The 21100-nt window shown below is 69.5% G+C and carries 17 protein-coding genes and 1 pseudogene; 4 read left to right on the top strand and 14 right to left on the bottom strand.

The genetic code is table 11. The features are described from left to right. The first annotated feature begins 39 nt into the window (after positions 1-39). Positions 40-1005 (top strand): alpha/beta fold hydrolase, encoded by a 966-nt coding sequence (locus JDV09_RS16280; protein WP_221370180.1) that lies wholly within the window; start codon positions 40-42, stop codon positions 1003-1005. Here the strand turns inward: JDV09_RS16280 and JDV09_RS16275 are convergent. After that, entirely contained in the window at positions 981-2342 is a 1362-nt protein-coding gene (locus JDV09_RS16275; RefSeq protein WP_221370179.1) for a flavin monoamine oxidase family protein, read from the bottom strand. The two genes, JDV09_RS16280 and JDV09_RS16275, sit on opposite strands and share 25 nt — an antisense overlap. Before the next feature lie 100 nt (positions 2343-2442). On the opposite strand from JDV09_RS16275, the gene JDV09_RS16270 reads away from it, so the two are divergent. Both JDV09_RS16270 and JDV09_RS16265 read left to right on the top strand, forming a co-directional pair. After that, positions 2443-3426, top strand: a complete 984-nt coding sequence (locus JDV09_RS16270) for a TIGR03617 family F420-dependent LLM class oxidoreductase (RefSeq protein WP_221370203.1) — start codon at positions 2443-2445, stop codon at positions 3424-3426. Positions 3427-3470: 44 nt separating this feature from the next. Further along, the gene (locus JDV09_RS16265) at positions 3471-4958 is read left to right on the top strand and encodes a flavin-containing monooxygenase (RefSeq protein ID WP_221370178.1); all 1488 of its coding nucleotides are present in this window, start codon (positions 3471-3473) and stop codon (positions 4956-4958) included. An 89-nt stretch (positions 4959-5047) separates the two neighbouring features. Here the strand turns inward: JDV09_RS16265 and JDV09_RS16260 are convergent, their stop codons facing one another. Then, positions 5048-6163 carry an Rv3169 family protein gene (locus JDV09_RS16260; protein ID WP_221370177.1) on the bottom strand — a complete coding sequence of 372 codons (1116 nt, stop codon included), beginning with the start codon at positions 6161-6163 and terminating at the stop codon, positions 5048-5050. Continuing rightward, positions 6163-7299 carry a phosphotransferase family protein gene (locus JDV09_RS16255; protein WP_221370176.1) on the bottom strand — a complete coding sequence of 379 codons (1137 nt, stop codon included), beginning with the start codon at positions 7297-7299 and terminating at the stop codon, positions 6163-6165. The genes JDV09_RS16260 and JDV09_RS16255 overlap by 1 nt, the downstream gene beginning before the upstream one ends. Before the next feature lie 45 nt (positions 7300-7344). Here JDV09_RS16255 and JDV09_RS16250 point away from each other — a divergent pair, with 45 nt between their 5' ends. Next, entirely contained in the window at positions 7345-7950 is a 606-nt protein-coding gene (locus JDV09_RS16250; protein WP_221370175.1) for a TetR/AcrR family transcriptional regulator C-terminal ligand-binding domain-containing protein, read from the top strand. Between the two features lie 66 nt (positions 7951-8016). On the opposite strand, the gene JDV09_RS16245 is transcribed toward JDV09_RS16250, so the two are convergent. From JDV09_RS16245 to nuoE, 11 genes and pseudogenes are all read right to left on the bottom strand, one after another. After that, positions 8017-8796, bottom strand: a complete 780-nt coding sequence (locus tag JDV09_RS16245; protein WP_221370174.1) for an enoyl-CoA hydratase — start codon at positions 8794-8796, stop codon at positions 8017-8019. Positions 8797-8822: 26 nt separating this feature from the next. Beyond that, positions 8823-10397: an NADH-quinone oxidoreductase subunit NuoN gene (gene nuoN / locus JDV09_RS16240; RefSeq protein ID WP_221370173.1), complete on the bottom strand. Its 1575-nt coding sequence runs from the start codon at positions 10395-10397 to the stop codon at positions 8823-8825. Then, positions 10394-11974, bottom strand: a complete 1581-nt coding sequence (locus JDV09_RS16235) for an NADH-quinone oxidoreductase subunit M (protein WP_221370172.1) — start codon at positions 11972-11974, stop codon at positions 10394-10396. The genes nuoN and JDV09_RS16235 overlap by 4 nt, the downstream gene beginning before the upstream one ends. Next, a pseudogene (gene nuoL, locus JDV09_RS16230) lies at positions 11968-13847 on the bottom strand (NADH-quinone oxidoreductase subunit L). The gene JDV09_RS16235 and the pseudogene nuoL overlap by 7 nt, the downstream one beginning before the upstream one ends. Before the next feature lie 7 nt (positions 13848-13854). After that, on the bottom strand, positions 13855-14154 hold the full coding sequence (gene nuoK, locus JDV09_RS16225; RefSeq protein WP_221370171.1) for an NADH-quinone oxidoreductase subunit NuoK: 300 nt from the start codon (positions 14152-14154) through the stop codon (positions 13855-13857). Beyond that, the gene (locus JDV09_RS16220; protein ID WP_221370170.1) at positions 14151-14873 is read right to left on the bottom strand and encodes an NADH-quinone oxidoreductase subunit J; all 723 of its coding nucleotides are present in this window, start codon (positions 14871-14873) and stop codon (positions 14151-14153) included. The genes nuoK and JDV09_RS16220 overlap by 4 nt, the downstream gene beginning before the upstream one ends. Continuing rightward, positions 14870-15394 carry an NADH-quinone oxidoreductase subunit NuoI gene (gene nuoI / locus JDV09_RS16215; RefSeq protein WP_221370169.1) on the bottom strand — a complete coding sequence of 175 codons (525 nt, stop codon included), beginning with the start codon at positions 15392-15394 and terminating at the stop codon, positions 14870-14872. Before nuoI ends, JDV09_RS16220 begins: the two co-directional genes overlap by 4 nt. Continuing rightward, positions 15387-16625 carry an NADH-quinone oxidoreductase subunit NuoH gene (gene nuoH, locus JDV09_RS16210; RefSeq protein WP_221370168.1) on the bottom strand — a complete coding sequence of 413 codons (1239 nt, stop codon included), beginning with the start codon at positions 16623-16625 and terminating at the stop codon, positions 15387-15389. Before nuoH ends, nuoI begins: the two co-directional genes overlap by 8 nt. Next, the gene (locus JDV09_RS16205; protein ID WP_221370167.1) at positions 16622-19006 is read right to left on the bottom strand and encodes an NADH-quinone oxidoreductase subunit G; all 2385 of its coding nucleotides are present in this window, start codon (positions 19004-19006) and stop codon (positions 16622-16624) included. The genes nuoH and JDV09_RS16205 overlap by 4 nt, the downstream gene beginning before the upstream one ends. Then, positions 19003-20322: an NADH-quinone oxidoreductase subunit NuoF gene (gene nuoF, locus JDV09_RS16200; RefSeq protein WP_221370166.1), complete on the bottom strand. Its 1320-nt coding sequence runs from the start codon at positions 20320-20322 to the stop codon at positions 19003-19005. The genes JDV09_RS16205 and nuoF overlap by 4 nt, the downstream gene beginning before the upstream one ends. Further along, a complete protein-coding gene (gene nuoE / locus JDV09_RS16195) occupies positions 20319-21083 on the bottom strand; it encodes an NADH-quinone oxidoreductase subunit NuoE (protein WP_221370202.1) in 765 nt (254 codons plus the stop codon). Before nuoE ends, nuoF begins: the two co-directional genes overlap by 4 nt. Between the last annotated feature and the right edge of the window lie 17 nt (positions 21084-21100).

Genomic DNA, 21100 nt, shown 5'->3' with positions numbered 1-21100 from the left:
ATTCGATGGCAACGTCGCCAGCAACCGAGGAGCACGCCGATGGCACGAGGTGGTGCCGACCGACTGCGCGGCGGGTTCGCGCCCGCGCGAACCCTTCCTCCCGGCCGGATCGTCGACGTGCGCTCCGTCGACGGGGTGCGCCTGCACGCCGAGGTGTTCGGTCCCGAGGACGGCTACCCGGTGGTGCTGGCGCACGGCATCACCTGCGCGCTGCGGGTGTGGGCGTATCAGATCGCCGACCTCGCCGAACATTACCGGGTGATCGCGTTCGATCACCGCGGCCACGGCCGAAGCTCGGTTCCGCCGCGCCGGGGCGGCTACACCATCGACTACCTCGCCGCCGATCTCGACGCGGTGCTCGACGCGACGCTGCGGCCCGGCGAACGTGCCGTCGTCGCCGGTCACTCCATGGGCGGGATCGCGATCACGTCGTGGGCCGAGCGTCACCCGCACCTGGTGGCCCAGCGCGCCGATGCGGTGGCGCTGATCAACACCACCACCGGCGACCTGCTGCGCAACGTCAACTTCCTGCCGGTGCCCGCCCAGCTCGCCCGGGCCCGGGTGCGTGCGGCCGGAACGCTGCTCAAGGCCTTCGGTGGGGCGCCGCTGGTGCGGGTGGCCGACCGCCCGAGCCGGCGGTTCGTCTCGACCATCGCGGTGGGCCGTGACGCCGACCCGGCCATCGTGGATTTCGTGTTCGAGTTGTTCAACGCCACCCCGCCCGCCGGGCGCGGCGGCTGGGCGCGGGTGCTGGTCGATCATCTCGGCCCGCAGCACATCGGGATGAGAAACCTGACCGTGCCGACGTTGGTGATCGGCAGCCAGAAGGACCGGCTGTTGCCGATGGTGTCTTCCCGGCGCATCGCCGCCACCGCGCCCAACCTGGCGAGATTCGTCGAGCTCACCGGCGGTCACTGCGCCATCCTGGAACGCCCCGTCGACGTCAACGAGCAGTTGCGCTGGCTGATCGACTCCGTGGGTCAGGCGCGCCGGGCGAGTTCCTGATGCGCCTCGGCGGCGGCCCGCCGGCCTGAGCGCACCGCACCGTCGAGGAACCCGGTCCACCGGTCGGCGGTCTCGGTGCCCGCCCAGAAGATGCCGTCCACCGGTTCGTGCAGGCAGCGCCCGTGGCTGGTCCACGCCCCGGGTGGCACCGCGGCGGTGGGGCCGCCCGGGGCGAACCGGTCGGCGCCCCAGCGGTGGTCGAGGTAGTCCACCGGGCGCAGCGCGGCATCGCCGAACAGCGTGGCGAAACCGGACAGTGCGGACTCGCGCCGCTGTGCGTCCGGCAGCGGGTCGAATGTCCGGGCGTCGGTGAACCCGAGCAGGATGCCCGGGCCGGAATCGTCCGGGCTGACGTCGAACGTGATGAACACCGGGCCCTCGTCGGACAACGCCTCGCCGGAGTGGCCGTCGGCCCGCCAGAACGGTGTGTCATAGGCCGCGTAGGCCTTGCTGAGGTTGCCCTGCGGCCAGTGCCGGTGCAGTTCGGCGTGCCGGGGCGGTAGTGGCGGATCGAACTGGATCGCGGCGCGATGCGCCGGCGGGACGGCCACGACCACCGTCCGGGCGGCGAAGGCGCCGCGCGGAGTCGTCACCGTCAGGGTGTCGTCGGCGCCGCGGCGGATGCACCGCACCGGAGCGTCCAGCACCACGCGCTCGCCGAGCTGCCCGGCCATCCTGACCGCGATCTGCTGGGTGCCCGCCGGGAACCGGTCCTGCTGGGCGCCGCCCTCGACGTCGAGCATGCGGTCCAGCCCGCCGGCCGCCTTGACGTAGCGCACCGCGTGCAGCATCGACACGGTGTCGGGTTCGGCGCCCCACGTGACCCGCGACATGATCGCCATCAGATCCCGGGTGGAGGCGCCGGCGCCCACCGAGCGCAGCCACTGCTCCAGCGACACGGCGTCCAGGCCTGCGGCCAGCGGCGAGATCCACGGCTCGGCGACCGGAACCTTTCTGCTGACCCGGTCGAAGCGCCACTGGATGCGGGAGACGTCGAGCAGTTCGATGATCGACAGCCGCGGGATCGTGCTGCGGTAGGAGCGCACCTTGCCGCGCCAGCGGATCAGGTTCTTGCCGCGGCGGAAGGTCGGCACCGATTCACAGCCGAGCTCGGCGGCCAGCTCGGCCACCGCGTCCTGTGTCGGCCCGACGAAGGTGGCACCGAGGTCGACCGGTACGCCTGCCAGCGTCGCGGTCAACGAGCGCCCGCCGACCCGGTCGCGGCCCTCGAGGACGACGACGTCGCGCCCGAGCCGGGTCAGTTCCCGGCCGGCGGCGAGTCCGGCGAATCCCGCCCCCACGACGACAACGTCGAGAACATCGGCAACGTCCCCCATGCCCCCATCTTGGCGGATTCGGCGACGACTCCGGGCAGAACACGTCGGGTAGCGACGATTCGCACACCGAAATCGCTTAGGGTCGGGGTTCGTGCGGGTGATGACGGCCCTGTTCGGGCCCACCGACGCGGTCGACCGGGCCCGGGCGCTGCGCGAGGCCGGCGCCGCCGGGGTGTTCACCTTCGAGGGGCCGCACGACGTGTTCACGCCGCTGACGCTGGCATCGACGGTCGGCGGGCTGGACCTGATGACCAACGTCGCGATCGCGTTTCCCCGCAACCCGATTCACCTCGCCCACCAGGCCGTCGACCATCAGCTGCTGTCCGGCGGCCGGTTCACCCTGGGGCTGGGCACCCAGATCCGCACCCAGATCGAGAAGCGCTTCGGCGCCGACTTCGACCGCCCGGTCGCCCGGATGCGCGAGCTGGTCGGTGCGCTGCGGGCGATCTTCGCGGCGTGGAGTTCGGGGGAGCGTCTGCGCTTCGCCGGCGAGTTCTACCGGCACACGCTGATGACGCCGACGTTCAGCCCGCGGTCGGACTTCGCGCCGATCCCGATCTACGTCGGGGCGCTCGGGCCCCAGCTCACCCGGATGACCGCCGAGGTGGCCGACGGGCTGCTGGTGATGCCGTTCGGGTCCAAGCGCTTCCTGCACGAGGTCACCCTGGCCGCGGTCGCCCGGGGCCTGGCGGCGGCCGGACGGGACCCGGGCCGGTTCGACGTCGTCCCGGAGATCATCGTCTCGGTGGCCGGAGAACCCGGAGCCGAACCCGACCACGCCGCCGCGCGCCGGCTGCTGGCGTTCTACGGGTCCACCCCCGCCTACCGGCCGGTGCTCGACGTGCACGGCTGGGGTGACCTGCAGCCCGAGCTCAACGCGCTGTCCAAACAGGGGCGATGGGCCGAGATGGGCAAGCTGGTCGACGACGACGTGCTGCACACGATCGCGGCCTGCGGCAGCCCGGCCGAGGTGGCCGCGCACATCCGCGACCGGGTCGACGGCGTCGCCGACCGGGTCTGCCTCTATCAGCCGGGGCCGATCGCGGTGGATTCATTGAGCCAGATCATCGACGCGCTGGGGTAGTGGGCCATATCGTGGTACGTGGCCGGACCAAGGGAGGTTTGCAGGTGCACCAGCACGATTCATCGGCGGAATTCTCGGACGTGCTGATCATCGGCGCGGGGATCTCCGGTATCGGGGCCGCCTACCGCATTCAGGAACGCAATCCGCAGATGACCTACACGATCCTGGAGCGGCGCTCGCGCATCGGCGGCACCTGGGATCTGCACCGCTACCCCGGCATCCGCTCGGACAGCGACATCTTCACGCTGTCGTTCCCGTGGGAGCCGTGGGCCCGCCCGGAGAACGTCGCCGACGGCGCGGACATCCGCGAATACCTGGTCGAGACGGCCCACAAGCACGACATCGACCGGCACATCCGCTTCGACACCCGGGTGGTGTCGGCCGACTGGGACTCGGCGACCGACACCTGGTCGGTGCTCACCGAGTGCAACGGCACCCCGCAGACCCTTCGGGCCCGGTTCCTGTTCTTCGGCACCGGTTACTACGACTACGACGAGCCCTACCGCCCCGAATTCCCCGGCCTGGATTCCTTCGCCGGCCCGGTGGTGCATCCGCAGCACTGGCCCGAGGAGCTGGACTACGCGGGCAAGAAGGTCGTCGTGATCGGCAGCGGGGCGACCGCGATCAGCATGATCCCGGCGCTCGCGCAGCGCGCCGGGCACGTCACGATGCTGCAGCGCTCGCCGACGTATCTGCTGTCCGGGCAGCGCGTCAACCCCGTCGTGAACCTGTTGCGCAGGGTGCCGCCCCGCCGGCTGGGCTACCGGCTGGCCTGGCTGTACAACGTGGTGTTCATCGTCGCCGTCTACGCGCTGGCCCAGCGGGCGCCGCGCCTCATGCGGCGGATCATCCGTGCCGTCGCGAAGGGCTACCTGCCGGAGGATTATCCGGTCGACGTGCACTTCAAGCCCGAGTACGACCCCTGGGATCAGCGGATGTGCCTGATCCTGTCCGGCGATTTCTACAACTCGATCGCCGAAGGCCGGGCCGAGGTGGTGACCGACCGGATCGACCACATCGACGACTCCGGCGTGGTGCTCCGCTCAGGAGCGCACCTGGATGCCGACATCATCGTCACCGCCACCGGGCTGCGGTTGCAGGCCCTCGGTGGGGTCGCGCTCAGCGTGGACGGCGACGAGGTCAAACCGGCCGACCGGTTCGTCTACAAGGAGTACCTGCTCGAGGACGTGCCCAACCTGGCGTGGTGTGTGGGCTACATCAACGCGTCGTGGACGCTACGGGCCGACCTGACCGCGCGCGCGGTGGCAAAGCTATTGGGCTACATGGATTCTCACGGCTACACCCACGCCTACCCGCACCTCGGCGACGAACCGATGGGGGAGAAGCCGGCGTGGAACCTCAAGGCGGGCTATGTGCTGCGGGCACCGCACGTGCTGCCGAAATCGGGGACGCGGCGGCCGTGGAATGTGCGGCACAACTTTGTCCTCGACTCGATCGAGCACCGGTTCGACCGGATCGACGAGTCGATGGTCTTCGGTCGCACGCGGGTGGAGGCAGCCAAGACTGCGTAGCCTTTCTCCCCCCGCCGAAATGGCATTCCGGCAGGGGCGCTCTCGACTTTTCCCTGCCGGAATGCCATTTCGGCGGCCTCGGCGGGCCGTCAGGGCGCTACCGACAGCCAGTCGGCGAAGCCCGACGGGTCGTGGCGGCCCAGGGCGCCGTGCTCGAACAGCCCCCACCCCTCGTGCTCGGTGCCGTCGGCGTCCCGGCAGACCGCCCGGCCGACGTGATCGATGACGCCGAACCCGGCCCGCCCGACGATCGCCGGATCGGTCATGTCGTAGGTGAGGCGTTCGGTGAAGTTCTCGCCCTTCCACACGCCGTGCAGCCAGTCGGAGTCCCCGCCGTAGCCGCCGCCGACATGGATCGGCAACGGCAGTTTGGACTCCACGTCGAAGCGCAGCGGCGCACCGGCCGTGTCGGTCGCGTCGATCGTGGCGCCGGTGGGGATCCGGGTGCCGGAGCGGTAGTGGATCTTCACCCGCGGCCAGCCCAGCTGCTCGACGCGGCCGTCCTTCCAGATCCGCGTGCAGTCGTTGAGCGACCGGAACCCGTGCGGGTCCTCCTGGATGATGATGACGATGCCGAAGTCGTCGAACGCCATCGGCACGTAGAGCCACCACATTCCCTCGAACGGCGGGTCGTCGGGCCGGCCGGCGGGTTCGGGCTCGCCGATCGGCCGGATGCCCCAGGACCGGTCCCGGGTGCCGATCCAGCGGGCCGGGTCGACGGCGATGTCCTCGCCGTCGATCGACAGCCGGCCGCTCCACGTGCCGACCTGCGCGAAGCGCTGGGCGTCCAGGGTGATCCGGTTGCCGCGCCGCATGATGTGCGGCTGCTCCTGGACGACGTCGAACAGTCCCTCCCAGGTCAGATCTGCCGCGATGCCCTCGGTCTCGTCGAGGACGATGCGCAGCTTGCGCAGCGGTTCGATCACCTCGATGCGGTAGTCGCCGACGTGCTGGTTCAGCCGGTCCTGGTCGATGGCGTCGGACAGGTGCACCGCGGTCTGGGTGTCACCGCGTCGTACCAACAGGAACGCGTCCTTGACCCCGAGGTTGGGGTAGTAGCCGATTCCGGTGATGACGAAGACGTCCCCGGTGCGGTCGTGGGCGTTGTAGTAGGCCCGGTCGTAGAAGTTGCGGTCCGACGAGCCGGGCCAGGCAATCGGCTGCGGCACCTGATGTACCGGGTATTCGTCCATGGGTCCGAGCATCAGCCGGCCTCTCCGATCATTCGTTTCAGCAGTGACGCGTGGTAGAAGAGCGTCTCGATGTCCTCGGGCCGCTCGATCTCGCCGAAGTGCACCCGTCGTGCTCCGGTGCGCATGAACACGCACGCCCACACGACCCCCGAATAGACGTAGAACCAGTGCAGGTCGCCGAGCGTGATGCCGGTCATGTCACGGTAGGTGGCGCGCACATCCTCTTCACGCAGGAAGCCGGGCATGCCGGGCAGTCCGGCGAGCTTGGTCAGCTCCTGGAAAACCATGTGCGCGTAGCTGATCCACGCCACATCGAACTCGCGTGGGCCGACGGTCGCCATCTCCCAGTCCAGCACCGCGACAGGAGTGAAGTCCCGGTACATCACGTTGCCGATGCGCGAATCGCCCCACACCAGAACGGGTTCGGTGGCGGCGACGTCGTCCGGGAAGTTCTCCTCCAGCCACCCCAGCGCGCGCTCGACCAACCCGGAGCGCCCGATGTCGGGCACGCTGAAGGCGTACCAGTGCTTGAGCCACGCGAAGTGTCGGTGCAGCGCGGTCTCACCTGGCGGGTCGGTGTCCTGCAGGAACCCGAAGATGTACTGCGCGTTGGGAATCGAGTGCAGCTTGGCGAGCACCTCGACGGTGTTGTCCTGCAGTCGGCGTTGTTGGTCGGGGGTGGCGTCGTAGAGCCAGTTGTCGCCGAACGTGTAGGGCATGACATCTGGGGGCACAACACCGTCGATGCGGTCCATCAGGAAGAACGGCCGGCCCAGTACGTCCCCGGTCGGTTCCAGCCAGCGCACCGGGGGTACCGCGACGTCGGTCAGCTCGGCCACCAACCGCATCACCTCATGCTGATGGTCGAGGCGGTAGTGCTCGAAGACGGGGATGTCGGCGTCGCTGGGGGCCACCCGGGCCACCCACTGCCTTTCGACCGGGCGCCCGTCCTCCAGCCACCGTCCGGACAGTAGGATGGTCTCCGAGGACATGCCGTTGGAGTCGACGCCGCTTTCGACGGTGATCTCCGGAGTCCTGTCGGGAAGCAGCTTCGACAGCCACTGCGACAGGGCCGCGGGCACGTTCGTCAGGTCGCGACTGGACCTCTGGAGCCGTCCGACGTCCTCGACGGCTGGTTCACTGGGCACGGACCGAATCCTTCCCGCCACAATTACGATACCGGGGGTAGCGATATGAAAGCAGACCCGTTGTCGGCTGACAAGACCCCGAGCGCAGGCCGCCCGCGGGATCCGCGTATCGACGCTGCCATATTGCGCGCGACCTCGGATCTACTTGTCGAAATCGGATACTCGAACGTGACGATGGCCGCGGTGGCCGAACGCGCGGGCACCACCAAGACCGCGTTGTATCGCCGGTGGTCGAGCAAGGCCGAGCTGGTGCACGAAGCCGCCTTCCCGGGTAGCCCGTCGGCGATCCAGACCCCGCCCGGCGACATCGCCGCCGACCTGCGCGCGATGGTCGGGGCGGCCCGCGACGTGTTCACCAGCCCGGTGGTACGGGCCGCGCTGCCCGGGCTGATCACCGACATGTCGGCCGACGCCGCGCTGAGCGGCCGGGTCAGCGCGCGTTTCGGCGATCTGTTCGCCGCGGTCCGGGCACGGCTGCACGACGCCGTCGAACGGGGTGAGGTGCGGGCCGATGTCGAACCCGACCGGCTGGTCGAGCTGATCGGCGGCGCGACCCTGCTGGCGGTGCTGCAGTCGTCCGACGACCTGGCGGCCCCGTCATGGGTGGACGACACCGCCACGATCCTGCTTCGCGGGGTGCTGGCCCCGTAGGCCGAGCGCGCGCGTCTGCGCGGCGGCGCGCCGCGCCGGCCGTGCAGCAGCGCGCGCTCGCTGGGCTCAACGGGGCTCGATCTGCTCCTTGTTGTGCTGCGCCACAGCGTTGAACCGGATGTCGAGGGTGTCGAAGTCGCGGTGCTGGGCGAACGCGATCGTCTCCTCGGCGGCCAGCGCGGGATCGAGCACGGCAGCAGCCCCGGTGGTGTAGATCTCCTTGAGGCTGCGCATCGTCGGGCGCGGGACGTCGGCGATCTGCGCCGCGAGCCCGACGGCGCGCCCCAGCAGGTCCGCGTGGGCCACCACCTCGGTGACCAGCCCGATCCGTTCGGCGCGCGCGGCGTCGACGACCTCGCCGGTCATCGACAGCCGTCGTGCCATCGCGGCGCCGACCAGCTGGGGCAGCCGCGCGGTCATCCCGCCCCCCGGGAGGATGCCGACCCTGGCGTGGGTGTCGGCGAACACGGCCCGCTCCGACGCGATGAGGAAATCGCAGCCCAACGCCATCTCCAGGCCGCCGGTGAAGGTGGCGCCGTTGATCGCGCCGACGATCGGGGTGCGCATGTTGGCCACCGCGGCGATGCAGCTCTGCGAGCGGAACTCGGCGAAGTACGACAACCCGTCGCGGGCCGCCTCCTTGAGGTCGACGCCCGCACAGAACGCGGGGTCGGTGCCGGTCAGTACCACCGCGGAGACCGCCTCGTCGTCGTCGGCGGCGGTCAGGGCCGCATACGAGGCCCGGATCAGGTCGCGATTGAGCGCGTTGCGGGCGGATGGCCGGTTGAGGGTGATCACCCGCACGCCGCCCTCGTCGGCGGTCAGCACGAGTTGCTCGGTGGTCATGGCTAATTCGTATCAGAGCAGCCGTGTCACAGGAAGTGGTCGGCCGAGTTGGCGAGATCCAGCAGCGGCTGCGGCAGCGCGCCGAGCGCGAACGTGACCGCCGCGGTGAGGGTGACGACCGCGGTGGTCAGCGCGCTGGGCAGCACCACCGCCGGAGCGTCCTCGGGCGGGTCGGTGAAGAACATCAACACGATCACCCTGACGTAGAAGTATGCCGCGATCGCGCTGGCGATCACGCCGACCACCACCAGCGGAATCGCCCCACCCTCGCCGGCGGCCTTGAACACCGCGAACTTGCTGACGAACCCGCTGGTCAGCGGGATCCCGGCGAAGGCCAGCAGGAACAGTGAAAAGACGGTAGCGACAAGGGGATAACGCTTGCCCAGCCCCGCCCAGCGGGCCATCGCGGTGTCCTCCTCGCCGGCGCCGTCGCGAACCAGGCTCACCACGGCGAACGCGCCCACGGTGGAGAAACCGTAGGCGAACAGATAGAACAGGGTCGACGACAGCCCGGCGGCGTTGCCGGCGATGACACCGGTGAGGATGAACCCGCTGTGCGCCACCGCCGAATAGCCCAGCATCCGCTTCACGTCGGTCTGGGTGACCGCGGTGATCGTGCCGATCACCATGGTCAGGATCGCGATCGCCCAGAGCACCGGCCGCCAGTCGTCGCGCAGTTCGGGCAGTGCGACGTAGAACAGGCGCAGCATCGCGCCGAACGCGGCGATCTTCGTCGCTGCGGCCATGAACGCCGTGATCGGCGTCGGGGCGCCCTGGTACACGTCGGGGATCCACGAGTGGAACGGCACCGCACCGACTTTGAACAACACGCCGACCAACAGCAGCCCGGCGCCGATGAGGGCCAGCGAGGTCTTGCCCGAACCGGCCGCCACCGCTTCGGCGATGCCGTCGAGGCGAAGGGTGCCCGCATAGCCGTACAGCATCGCCGCGCCGTACAGGAAGAACGCCGACGAGAACGCGCCCAGCAGGAAGTACTTCAGCGACGCCTCCTGAGACAGCAGCCGCCGCCGCCGGGCCAGCCCGCACAGCAGGTACAGCGGCAGCGACAGCACCTCCAGCGCGATGAACATCGTCAGCAGGTCGTTGGCGGCCGGAAACAGCAACATGCCGCCGACGGCGAACATGGTCAGCGGGAAGACCTCGGTCTGCACCGCACCGGCCTTGGTCGCCAGCTGTTCGGCCACGCTGCCGGGCACCGCCGAGGCCTGCGGGGTGAACGCGTCCAGTCCCCGGCCGTCGCCGGCGTCCCGGTCCGGTGTGGGGATGCGGCGTTCCGCGATCAGCAGGATGCCGAGCACGGTGACCAGCAGAATGGTTCCCTGCAGGAACAACGCGGGCAGGTCGATGGCGACGGCGCCCATCACCGCGCTGAAGCCATTGCCGCCGTGCAGATCCCGGGCCAGCGCCAGGACGGCGACGAAGGCGGCCGCCAGGCCCGCGAGGCTCAGCGCGATCTGGGCCGGGTAGCGCAGCCGGCGCGGCAGGAATGCCTCCAGCAACACGCCGAGCACCGCCGCGCCCAGCACGATCAACATCGGTGCGAGCAAGGAGTATTCGACGTCGGGCGTGGGCAGGGTCATCGCACCGGGCCTTCCGCGATCCGGGGTGCCGGGTCGGTCTGTTCGATCGTGGTCAGCGTGTGGGCCACCGCGGGGTCGATCACGTCCAGCGCGGGCTTGGGATAGAACCCGAGCACCAGCAGCAGTGCGATCAGCGGTGCGACCACCACGAGCTCGCGGGGCGCCAGGTCACGCATCCGGGAGCTGCCGTCGGCGAGATCGTGCGGCAGTGGTCCGGTCATCATCCGCTGGTACATCCACAGCACGTAGATCGCGGAGAGCACCAGTGCGCCGGCCGCCACCACACCGAACACCGGATAGCGGGTGAACGTGCCGATCAGCACCAGGAACTCGCTGATAAAGGGCGCCAGTCCGGGAAGTGCCAGGGTGGCCAGACCGGCCACCAGGAAGGTGCCCGCCAGCACCGGCGCGATCTTCTGCACCCCGCCGTAGGCGCTGATGAGCCGAGTTCCCCGCCGGGACACCAGGAACCCGGCGATCAGGAACAGGGCGGCGGTGGAGATCCCGTGGTTGACCATGTACAGCGTCGACCCGGCCTGCCCCTGGGACGTCATCACGAAGATGCCGAGGATGATGAACCCGAAGTGGGATATCGACGTGTAGGCGATCATCCGCATGACGTCGATCTGGCCGATCGCGACCACGGCGCCGTAGATGATGCCGATCACCGCCAGCGTGATGATCAGCGGACTGAACAGGGCGGCGGAGTCGGGGAACAACGGCAGGCAGTACCGGAGCATGCCGAACGTGCCGACCTTGTCCATGATCGCCATCATCAGCACCGCGCTGGCCGGCGTGGCCTGCACCGCCGAGTCGGGCAGCCACCGGTGCAACGGCCACAGCGGCGCCTTCACCGCGAAGGCGAACATGAACCCGCCGAACAGCAGATGCATCACCATCGGGTTCACCGCGAACGAGCCGTCGGCGACCGCGGCGACGATCTGGCGGAAGTCGAACGTCCCGGCGGCGAACGCGTCGCTGCCCGATGTCGCCACGTACAGGCCGACGACCGCGGCGAGCATGATCAGACCGCCGAACAGGTTGTACAGCAGGAACTTCACCGCCGCCCTGCTGCGATCCTCGCCGCCGAACCCGCCGATCAGGAAGTACATCGGGATCAGCATGGCCTCGAAGAACACGTAGAACAGCAGGATGTCCAGCGACACGAGCGAGATCAGCACCATGCCCTCGACGGCCAGCGTCAGCGCGAAGTAGATGTGCGTCGAGCGCCCGCCCCAGCTCTGCCGGTCACGCGCGTCGTTCCAGCCGGCGACGATCAGCAGCGGCACCAGCACCGCGGTGAGCACCACCAGGGCCAGCGCGATCCCGTCGACGCCGAGGATGTAGCCGGTGCCGAAAGACGGTATCCAGCGGTAGGATTCGACGAACTGATACTGCTCGCCGGATGGATCGAAGCCGATCGCCACGACCGCGGTGACCGCCAGCACCACCAGCGACACCACCAGCGACACCCACTTCACCAGGCCGCGTGCGGTCGCCGGCAGCAACATCACCGCTGCCGCGCCGAGCATCGGAACGGCCCACAACACCGTCAGCCAGGAAAACGATGTCACCACAGGTTCACCGCCAGGATCGTCGCGACGACCAGCGTCGCGCCCACCAGCATTGACAACGCGTAGGACCGGGCGAAGCCGGTCTGCGCCTGCCGGAACAACTCCGAGATGCGACCGACGCCCGACGCCAGCCCGCCGGCCACCCCGTCGACGACCTCGTCGTCGATCTCGACGAGCTCCTCGGTGAAGACCTGCCCGGGCCGCATGAAGACCGTCTCGTTGAACGCGTCGCCGTAGAGGTCGTGGCGGGCCGCCACGGTCAGCGCGTTGCCGGTGGGGGGCTGTTCGGGCACGGGCCGGGTGGCGTACATGCGGTAGGCGATCACGATGCCGACCGCGACGACCGACAGCACGATCGCGGTGAGCACCCACACCGGCATCACGTGGTGGATCTCGCCGGCGCCGACGACCGGTTCGAGCCAGTGCTCGAGCGTGCCGCCGACGGCCAGCGCGGCACCGGCGGTCACCGAGCCGACCGCCAGCAGGATCATCGGCCAGGTCATCACGGCCGGGGCCTCGTGCGGATGCGCGTTGTCCGCCCAGCGTTTGGGCCCGAAGAACGTCATCAGCATCACCCGGGTCATGTAGAACGCGGTGATCCCGGCACCGGCGATGGTGGCCGTGCCCAGGATGATGCCCTTGGCGCCACCGGATCCGAGGGCGGCCTCGATGATGCCGTCCTTGGAGAAGAACCCGGCCAGCGGGGGGATCCCGATGATGGCCAGATACCCCAGCCCGAAGGTGGCGAAGGTGATCGGCAGCGCGGTGCGCAGCCCGCCGTAGCGGCGCATGTCGACTTCGTCGTCCATGGCGTCATGACCGATCCGGCGCCGAGGAACAGCCCGGCCTTGAAGAAGCCGTGGGTCAGCAGGTGCATGATCGCGAACGCATAGCCCGCCGGGCCCAGCCCGGCGGCCAGCACCATGTAGCCGATCTGGCTCATCGTGGAGGCGGCCAGCGCCTTCTTGATGTCGTCCTTCGCGCAGCCGATGATCGCGCCGAACAGCAGGGTGACCGCCCCGACGACGACGACGGCGGTCTGGGCGTGCGGGGCCAGGTCGAACACCGGCGCCGAGCGCACGATCAGGTAGACCCCGGCGGTGACCATGGTGGCCGCATGGATCAGCGCGGACACCGGGGTGGGACCCTCCATCGCGTCGCCGAGCCAGGACTGCAGCGGCACCTGGGCGGATTTACCGCAGGCGGCCAGCAGCAGCACCAGGCCGATCCCGGTCAGCATCGCGCCGGACAGTTCGGGGGCGGCGCCGAACACCGCGTCGAAGGAGACCGCGCCGACGGCGGTGAACATCAGCATCAGCGCGATCGCCAGGCCGATGTCGCCGACCCGGTTGACGACGAACGCCTTCTTGGCCGCCGTCGCGGCCGAGGGTTTGTACGACCAGAACCCGATCAGCAGGTAGGACGCCAGGCCCACGCCTTCCCAGCCCACATACAGGCCCAGGTAGTTGTCGGCGAGCACCAGCAGCAACATCGCGGCCAGGAACAGGTTCAGGTATCCGAAGAACCTTCTGCGGTCGGGGTCCTCTTTCATGTAGCCGATGGAGTAGATGTGGATCAGCGAGCCGACACCGGTGATCAGCAGCGCGAAGCACATCGACAGCTGGTCGAGCTGAAGGCCGAAGTCCACCCGCAGCTCCCCGACGGGCACCCAGCTGAACAGGGCTTCGTGAACGGCGCGGTGTTCGGCGTCGCGGCCGGTCATGTCGACGAACAGCACTGCGGCGCAGGCGAACGACGCCAGCGCGGCGCCGGTGCCCAGCAGATGGCCCCACCGATCGGACCGGCGGCCGGCCAGCAGCAGGATCGCCGCCCCGGCCAGCGGCAGGGCGATCAGCAGCCACACGGGTAGCGTCATCGGGGCCTCAGTGTTTGAGCAGGCTGGCGGCGTCGACGTTGGCCGAGCGCCGGGTCCGGAAGATGGTCATGATGATCGCCAGGCCGATCACGACCTCGCAGGCGGCGACCACCATCGTGAAGAACGCCACCACCTGCCCGTCGAGGTGCCCGTGCATCCGGGAGAACGCGACGAACGCCAGATTGGCCGCATTGAGCATCAACTCCACACACATGAACATCACGATCGCGTTGCGCCGCAACAACACCCCGGCCGCGCCGATCGTGAACAACAACGCCGACAGATACAGATAGTGGTCCGGGCTCACTTCTCCTCCCCGTTCGAGTCGGGCACGGGGCGCACCTGCAGGATCGCGCTGACCGACAGCTCCGAACCCGAGCCGTCGGGCAACCGCGCCGGGACGTCGACGGCGTTGTGGCGCGCGTAGACCCCGGGATTCGGCAACGTCGTCGGGTGCCCACCCGGGGCGAACCGCTCGATCGCCAGCTCCCGCTGGGTCTTGCGCCGGCCGAAGCGCTCCCGGTGCGCCAGCACCATCGCCCCGAGCGCCGCGGTGATCAGCAGTGCACCGGTCAGCTCGAACGCCCACAGGTAGCGGGTGAAGATCAGCGCGGCCAGACCCTCGACGTTGCCGCTGCCATCGACATTGCCGCCGCCCTCCCCGAGACCGGGGATACCTGCCGCCGACACGCTGCCGATTCCGGCGATCAGCAGCACGCCGAACCCCAGACCGATGACGATCGCCGCGATGCGTTGCCCCCGAAGCGTTTCCACCAGTGACTCCGACGAGTCGACACCGATCAGCATCAGCACGAACAGGAACAGCATCATGACCGCGCCGGTGTACACCACCACCTGGACCACCCCGAGGAACGGGGCACCCAGGGTGATGTAGAGGATCGCCAGCGCGATCATCGTCGTCGCGAGCGCGATCGCCGAGTACACCGCCTTGGGCGCGGCCACCACGCCCAAGGCCCCGATCACCGCCACCGACGCCAGCAGCCAGAACGCGATGGTCTCGATCATCGCGTCTCCTGGTGGAGGGGCTTGACGTTGCCGAGGTAGTAGTCGTCATCGGTGGCGCCGGGGGCCATCGGGTGCGGGGGCTGCTGCATCCCCGGTTCCAGGGGGGCGAGCAGCTTGTCCTTGCCGTAGATCAGGTCGGAACGGTTGTCGTCGGCCATCTCGTAGTCGTTGGTCATGGTCAGTGCGCGGGTGGGGCAGGCCTCGATGCACAGCCCGCAGCCGATGCAGCGCAGGTAGTTGATCTGGTAGACCCGGCCGTAGCGTTCGCCGGGTGAGTAGCGTTCGGTGTCGGTGTTGTCGGCGCCCTCGACGAAGATCGCGTCGGCCGGGCAGGCCCAGGCGCACAGTTCGCAGCCGATGCACTTCTCCAGGCCGTCGGGGTAGCGGTTGAGTTGGTGGCGGCCGTGGTAGCGCCGGGCCACCGGGCCGGGTTTCTCGGGGTACTGCTCGGTGACCGGTTTCTTGAACATCGACCCGAAGGTGACGGCGAATCCCGCGATGGCGTCGAGGAACTTAGGCATGGGCTTGCTCCCTGGTTCGCTCCGGCAGCGGCGGCACCGGGTAGGCGCCGGTGTCGGCCGCCGGGGTGGGTGGTTCGGCACTGCGGCGCAGGCGTCTGGCGTGCAGCCGGCGCCACGCCAGCACCGCCGCGGCCGCGCCCAGCACCGCGGCAACGCCGATCAGCGTGGTGATCCAGGCCTGGTAGCCCTCGTTGCTCAGGGTGTGGGTGACGGCGACGATCATGATCCAGCCCAGTGAGGCCGGGATCAGGATCTTCCAGCCCAGTGCCATGAACTGGTCGTACCGCAGGCGGGGCAGCGTGGCGCGCAGCCACATGAACACGAACAGGAACATCCACACCTTGGCGGTGAACCACAGCAGCGGCCACCAGCCGGTGTTGGCGGCGTCGATGATGCTGATCGGCCAGGGGGCGTGCCAGCCGCCGAGGAACAGGGTGGTGGCCAGCGCGGAGACGGTGGTCATGTTGACGTATTCGGCGAGCATGAACATCGCGAACTTCAGCGACGAGTATTCGGTGTGGAAGCCGCCGACGAGTTCGCCCTCGGCCTCGGGCAGGTCGAACGGTGCCCGGTTGGTCTCGCCGACCATCGCGGTCAGATACACCAGGAACGAGGGCAGCAGCAGGACGACGAACCAGGTGTTCTCCTGGGCGGCGACGATACCCGAGGTCGACATGGTGCCCGAGTAGATGAACACCGCGGCGAACGACAGCGCCATGGCGATCTCGTAGGACACCACCTGCGCCGAGGAGCGCAGCCCGCCCAGCAGCGGGTAGACCGATCCCGAGGCCCAGCCGGCCAGCACGATGCCGTAGACCCCGATGGAGGTGACGGCCAGGATGTAGAGCACGGCCACCGGCAGGTCGGTCAGCTGCAGCGCGGTGCGGTGGCCGAACACGGTGATCTCCCCGCCCAGCGGGATGACCGCGAAGGCCATGAACGCGGGGATCACCGAGATGACCGGTGCGGCAAGGTAGATCGGTTTGTCCACGCCGGCCGGGATCAGGCCCTCCTTGAGGGCCAGCTTGACGCCGTCGGCCAGCGACTGCAGCAGCCCGCGCGGGCCGACCCGGTTGGGCCCGAACCGCATCTGCATGCGGCCCAGGATCTTGCGCTCGATCAGGATCGCCGCCAGCACCGTCAGCACCAGGAAACCGAACACGCCGACGGCCTTGGCGAGGATCAGCCACCACGGGTCGTGGCCGAACAGCGTGGGGTCGGGATAGGTCATGCGGGCCCCCGTCCGATCGACACGACCGCACCGGCGGTCACCCCGAGCGCGCCGTGCACGTCGCTGCCGGGGGAGTTCAGCGGCAGCCACACCACCCCGTCGACCATGTCGATCACCTCCACGGGAAGCGTGACGGCTCCCCGTTCGGTGCCGACGGTAACCGGATCGCCGGTGGCCGCGTCGATTCCGGCGGCCGTCGCCGCCGACATCCGCACCACCGCCGGCCGCGCCGTGCCGGCCAGGTACGGTTCGCCGTCCTGCAGGCGGCCGGCGTCGAGCAGCAGGCGCCACCCGGCCAGCACCGCCTGCCCGCGGCCGCAGTGCTGCGGCGCCGCCGGGACCTGCGGAGCCGCCGGTCGTTCGCCGGACCACAGGCCGAACCGGGCACGTTCGTCCTCGGCCGCCGCCGCGGTCGGCAGGCCCAGCGCCACACCCATCTCGTCGGCCAGGAAGTTCAGCACCCGTAGGTCGGGCACCGCGTTGGTGTGCAGCGACGGCTCGAACGCGCGGCGGCGGCCCTCCCAGGTGAGGAACGATCCGGCCTTCTCCACCACCGGCGCGACGGGGAACACGACGTCGGCGCGTTCGGTGACCGCGCTGGCCCGTAGTTCCAGGCTCACGACGAACGGCGCCGCATCGATCGCCGCGAGGGCGGCGTCGGGATCGGGCAGGTCGCCGAGCTCGACCCCGCCCACCAGCAGGGCGGCCAGGTCACCGCCGCGCGCCGCGGTCAGGATGGCGCCGGTGTCGCGGCCGACCGTTGCGGGCAATTCGTCGACGTGCCAGTCCGATGCGGTCAGCCGGCGGGCGGCCTCGTCGGCGACCGGGCGTCCGCCGGGTAGCAGGCCGGGCAACGCGCCGGCCTCGACCGCGCCACGGTCCCCGGCCCGGCGCGGGATCCACGCCAGCCGCGCTCCGGTCTGCTGTGCCAGCCGGATCGCCGCCGACAGCGCGCCGGGTGAGGTGGCGAGCCGTTCGCCGACCAGGATGATCGACCCGGGCGTGTTCAGCAGGTCGTGGTCGGCCAGCCCCGCCAGCGCCTCGGCCTCGCCGCCGGGTGCCGCGGCGATCAGCGTCGCGGACAGCTTGGCCAGTCCGCGGCCGGCCAGCGGTGCGATCGACAACACCTCCAACCCCCGGCGGCGCACGGCCTTGCGCAGCCGCAGGAAGACGATCGGCGACTCCTCTTCGGGTTCGAGGCCGGCCAGCAGGACGGCCGGCGCGTTCTCCAGGTCGGTGTAGGTCACCGTCATCGGCCGGCCAGCGACGGCGGACGCCAGGAACCGGGCCTCCTCGTCGCTGTGGGGGCGGGCACGGAAGTCGATGTCGTTGGTGTTCAGGACGATTCGGGCGAATTTGGCGTAGGCGTAGGCGTCTTCGACGGTGGCGCGGCCGCCGACCAGCACCCCGGTGCTACCTCGCGCGGCCAGAAGTCCCGTTGCGGCCACGGACAGTGCCTCCGACCACGAGGCCGGGCGCAGGGTGCCGTCGTCGCGGACCAGCGGTGTGGTGATGCGGTCGCCGGTGGTGGTGTAGGTGAACGCCCAGCGGCCCTTGTCGCAGTTCCATTCCTCGTTGACCTCGGGGTCGTCGCCGGCCAGGCGGCGCAGCACCTTTCCGCGCCGGTGATCGGTGCGCTGGGCGCACCCCGACGAGCAGTGTTCGCAGATGCTCGGGCTGGAGACCAGGTCGAACGGGCGGGCCCGGAACCGGTAGGCGGTGCCGGTGAGGGCGCCGACGGGGCAGATCTGCACGGTGTTGCCCGAGAAGTAGGACCGGAAGGGTTCACCGGGGGCGATGCCGACCTGTTGCTGGGCGCCGCGTTCGAGCAGGTCGATGAAGCGGTCGCCGGCGATCTGGTCGGAGAACCGGGTGCAGCGGGCGCACAGCACGCAGCGTTCGCGGTCGAGCAGCACCTGGCTGGAGATGGCGATCGGTTTGGGGAAGGTGCGTTTGACGCCTTCGAAGCGGGTTTCCGGGCGCCCGTTGGACATGGCCTGGTTCTGCAGCGGGCATTCGCCGCCTTTGTCGCAGATCGGGCAATCCAGTGGGTGGTTGATCAGCAGCAGTTCCATCACGCCGTGCTGGGCCTTGTCGGCGGCCTCGGAGGTGAACTGGGTGCGCACCGCCATGTCCGGCGCCACGGTGGTGGTGCACGACGCCAACGGTTTGCGCTGACCTTCGACCTCGACCAGGCACTGGCGGCACGCGCCGACCGGGTCGAGCAGCGGGTGATCGCAGAAGCGGGGGATCTGCACCCCGATGAGCTCGGCGGCCCTGATCACCAGGGTGCCTTTGGGAACGCTGATTTCGACATCGTCGATGGTCAGGGTGACGATTTCCACCGGTGGTGCGTCACGGCGGTCCTCGGCCAGGGTCATGCGCCCACTCCTTGCGGTGCGGCCAGCATGGCGGCGTACGGGTCGAACGGGCATCCGCTGCCGAGGTGTGCCCGGTATTCGTCGCGGAAGTACTTCAGCGAGGAGGTGATCGGGCTGGCCGCGCCGTCGCCGAGTGCGCAGAACGACTTGCCGAAGATGGCGTCGGCGATGTCGAGGAGTTTGTCGAGGTCGGCTTCGGTGCCGTCCCCGGTTTCCAGCCGCTGGTAGATCTGGGCCAGCCAGTAGGTGCCCTCCCGGCAGGGGGTGCACTTGCCGCAGGATTCGTGGGCGTAGAACTGGGTCCACCGGCGCACCGCGCGCACCACGCAGGTGGTCTCGTCGAAGATCTGCAGCGCTTTGGTGCCCAGCATCGAGCCGACCGAGGCCATCCCCTCGTAATCCAGTGGCACGTCGAGGTGTTCGGCGGTCAGCAGTGGTGTCGAGGACCCGCCGGGCGTCCAGAACTTCAGGCTGTGCCCGGCCCGGATACCGCCGGCGTAGTCGAGCAGCTCGCGCAGCGTGATGCCCAGCGGAGCCTCGTACTGGCCCGGGGCGGCCACATGACCGGACAGCGAGTACAGCGTGAACCCGGGCGACTTCTCCGAACCCATCGACCGGAACCAGTCCACCCCATTGAGCATGATCGGCGGCACGCTGGCGATCGATTCGACGTTGTTGACCACGGTCGGGCACGCGTACAGTCCGGCGACCGCCGGGAAAGGCGGCCGCAGCCGCGGTTGGCCGCGCCGACCTTCCAGCGAGTCCAGCAGCGCGGTCTCCTCGCCGCAGATGTAGGCGCCCGCCCCGGCGTGCACGACGAGCTCGAGGTCGAAACCCGAACCGTGGATGTCGTCGCCGAGATGGCCCGCGGCATAGGCCTCGGCCACCGCGGCCTGCAACCGCCGCAGCACCGGCACCACCTCACCGCGGACATAGATGAACGCGTGGTGCGCCCGGATCGCATACGCCGCGATGATGACGCCCTCGACCAGGAAGTGCGGGGTGGTCAGCATCAGCGGAATGTCTTTGCACGTACCGGGTTCGGACTCATCGGCATTGACGACCAGATAATGCGGCTTGGCGCCCGCACCCTCATCCCCCTGGGGAATGAACGACCACTTGGTGCCGGTCGGAAAGCCCGCGCCGCCGCGGCCGCGCAGGCCGGAATCCTTGACCGTGGCGATGACGTCGTCGGGGCTCATCGCCAGGGCGCGTTCCAGGGCGCGGTAACCATCGTGGCGCAGATAGGTTTCCATCGACCACGGTTCGGGGTCGTCCCAGAATCGGCTCAGCACAGGGGTCAGCGGCGTCGTCACGAATCCGCCGCCCGCTCATCGGTGACCGGTGCCGCCATGCCGTGTTCCTTCGCGAACCGCAGGCCGGCCAGCGTCGCCGACCCGGCGGGCGCACCCGGATCGGCGGTGTCGGCGTGCGGCAGCCCGGCCAGCGTCCGCGACGTCTCCCGGAACCCGCACAGCGCTGCGCTGCGCGACGGCGCCGGAGGTTGTCCCGCACGCAGCGAATCGACGAGATCCTTTGCCGTGGTGGGTGTCTGGTTGTCGAAGAACTCCCAGTTGATCATCACCACGGGGGCATAGTCGCAGGCGGCATTGCATTCGATGTGTTCGAGCGTGACCGTGCCGTCGTCGGTGGTCTGCCCGGGAGCGATGCCGAGGTGATCGGTCAGCGCTTCGAGGATGGCGTCGCCGCCCATGATCGCGCACAGCGTGTTGGTGCACACACCCACCAGGTAGTCGCCGGTCGGGGTGCGCCGGTACATCGAGTAGAACGTCGCCACTGCGGTGACCTCGGCGTCGGTGAGGCCGAGTTGGTTTGCACAGAAGGCGATTCCGGCCGGGGTGAGGTAGCCGTCCTGGGCCTGTACCAGATGCAGCAGCGGCAGCAGCGCCGAGCGGGGCTGCGGGTAGCGGGCGATGATCACCGCGGCGTCGGCGGCCAGGCGGGTGGTGACCTCGGCGGGGTAGTCGGCCGGCCCGTGGATCGGGGGGCCGGGTTCGTCGGGCCGCTGCCCGAGTTCGAGAAACACGCTCACCTGTGCTGTCTCCTCTTCGCGCAAGCGCTCATCGGCGTTCT

The organism is Mycolicibacterium xanthum (assembly GCF_019710635.1).
Classification (GTDB): Bacteria; Actinomycetota; Actinomycetes; order Mycobacteriales; family Mycobacteriaceae; genus Mycobacterium; species Mycobacterium xanthum.
This window is presented reverse-complemented; position numbering and strand designations above follow the sequence as displayed.

Excerpts from the sequence above, each read along its gene's own strand:
- JDV09_RS16205 (WP_221370167.1), bottom strand. The coding sequence starts at position 19,006 with ATGACCCTGGCCGAGGACCGCCGTGACGCACCACCGGTGGAAATCGTC.
- JDV09_RS16220 (WP_221370170.1), bottom strand. The coding sequence starts at position 14,873 with ATGATCGAGACCATCGCGTTCTGGCTGCTGGCGTCGGTGGCGGTGATC.
- nuoN (WP_221370173.1), bottom strand. The coding sequence starts at position 10,397 with ATGACCCTGCCCACGCCCGACGTCGAATACTCCTTGCTCGCACCGATG.
- JDV09_RS16260 (WP_221370177.1), bottom strand. The coding sequence starts at position 6,163 with ATGCTCGGACCCATGGACGAATACCCGGTACATCAGGTGCCGCAGCCG.
- JDV09_RS16245 (WP_221370174.1), bottom strand. The coding sequence starts at position 8,796 with ATGACCACCGAGCAACTCGTGCTGACCGCCGACGAGGGCGGCGTGCGG.
- JDV09_RS16250 (WP_221370175.1), top strand. The coding sequence starts at position 7,345 with ATGAAAGCAGACCCGTTGTCGGCTGACAAGACCCCGAGCGCAGGCCGC.
- JDV09_RS16275 (WP_221370179.1), bottom strand. The coding sequence starts at position 2,342 with ATGGGGGACGTTGCCGATGTTCTCGACGTTGTCGTCGTGGGGGCGGGA.
- nuoH (WP_221370168.1), bottom strand. The coding sequence starts at position 16,625 with ATGACCTATCCCGACCCCACGCTGTTCGGCCACGACCCGTGGTGGCTG.
- nuoI (WP_221370169.1), bottom strand. The coding sequence starts at position 15,394 with ATGCCTAAGTTCCTCGACGCCATCGCGGGATTCGCCGTCACCTTCGGG.
- JDV09_RS16270 (WP_221370203.1), top strand. The coding sequence starts at position 2,443 with ATGACGGCCCTGTTCGGGCCCACCGACGCGGTCGACCGGGCCCGGGCG.
- JDV09_RS16280 (WP_221370180.1), top strand. The coding sequence starts at position 40 with ATGGCACGAGGTGGTGCCGACCGACTGCGCGGCGGGTTCGCGCCCGCG.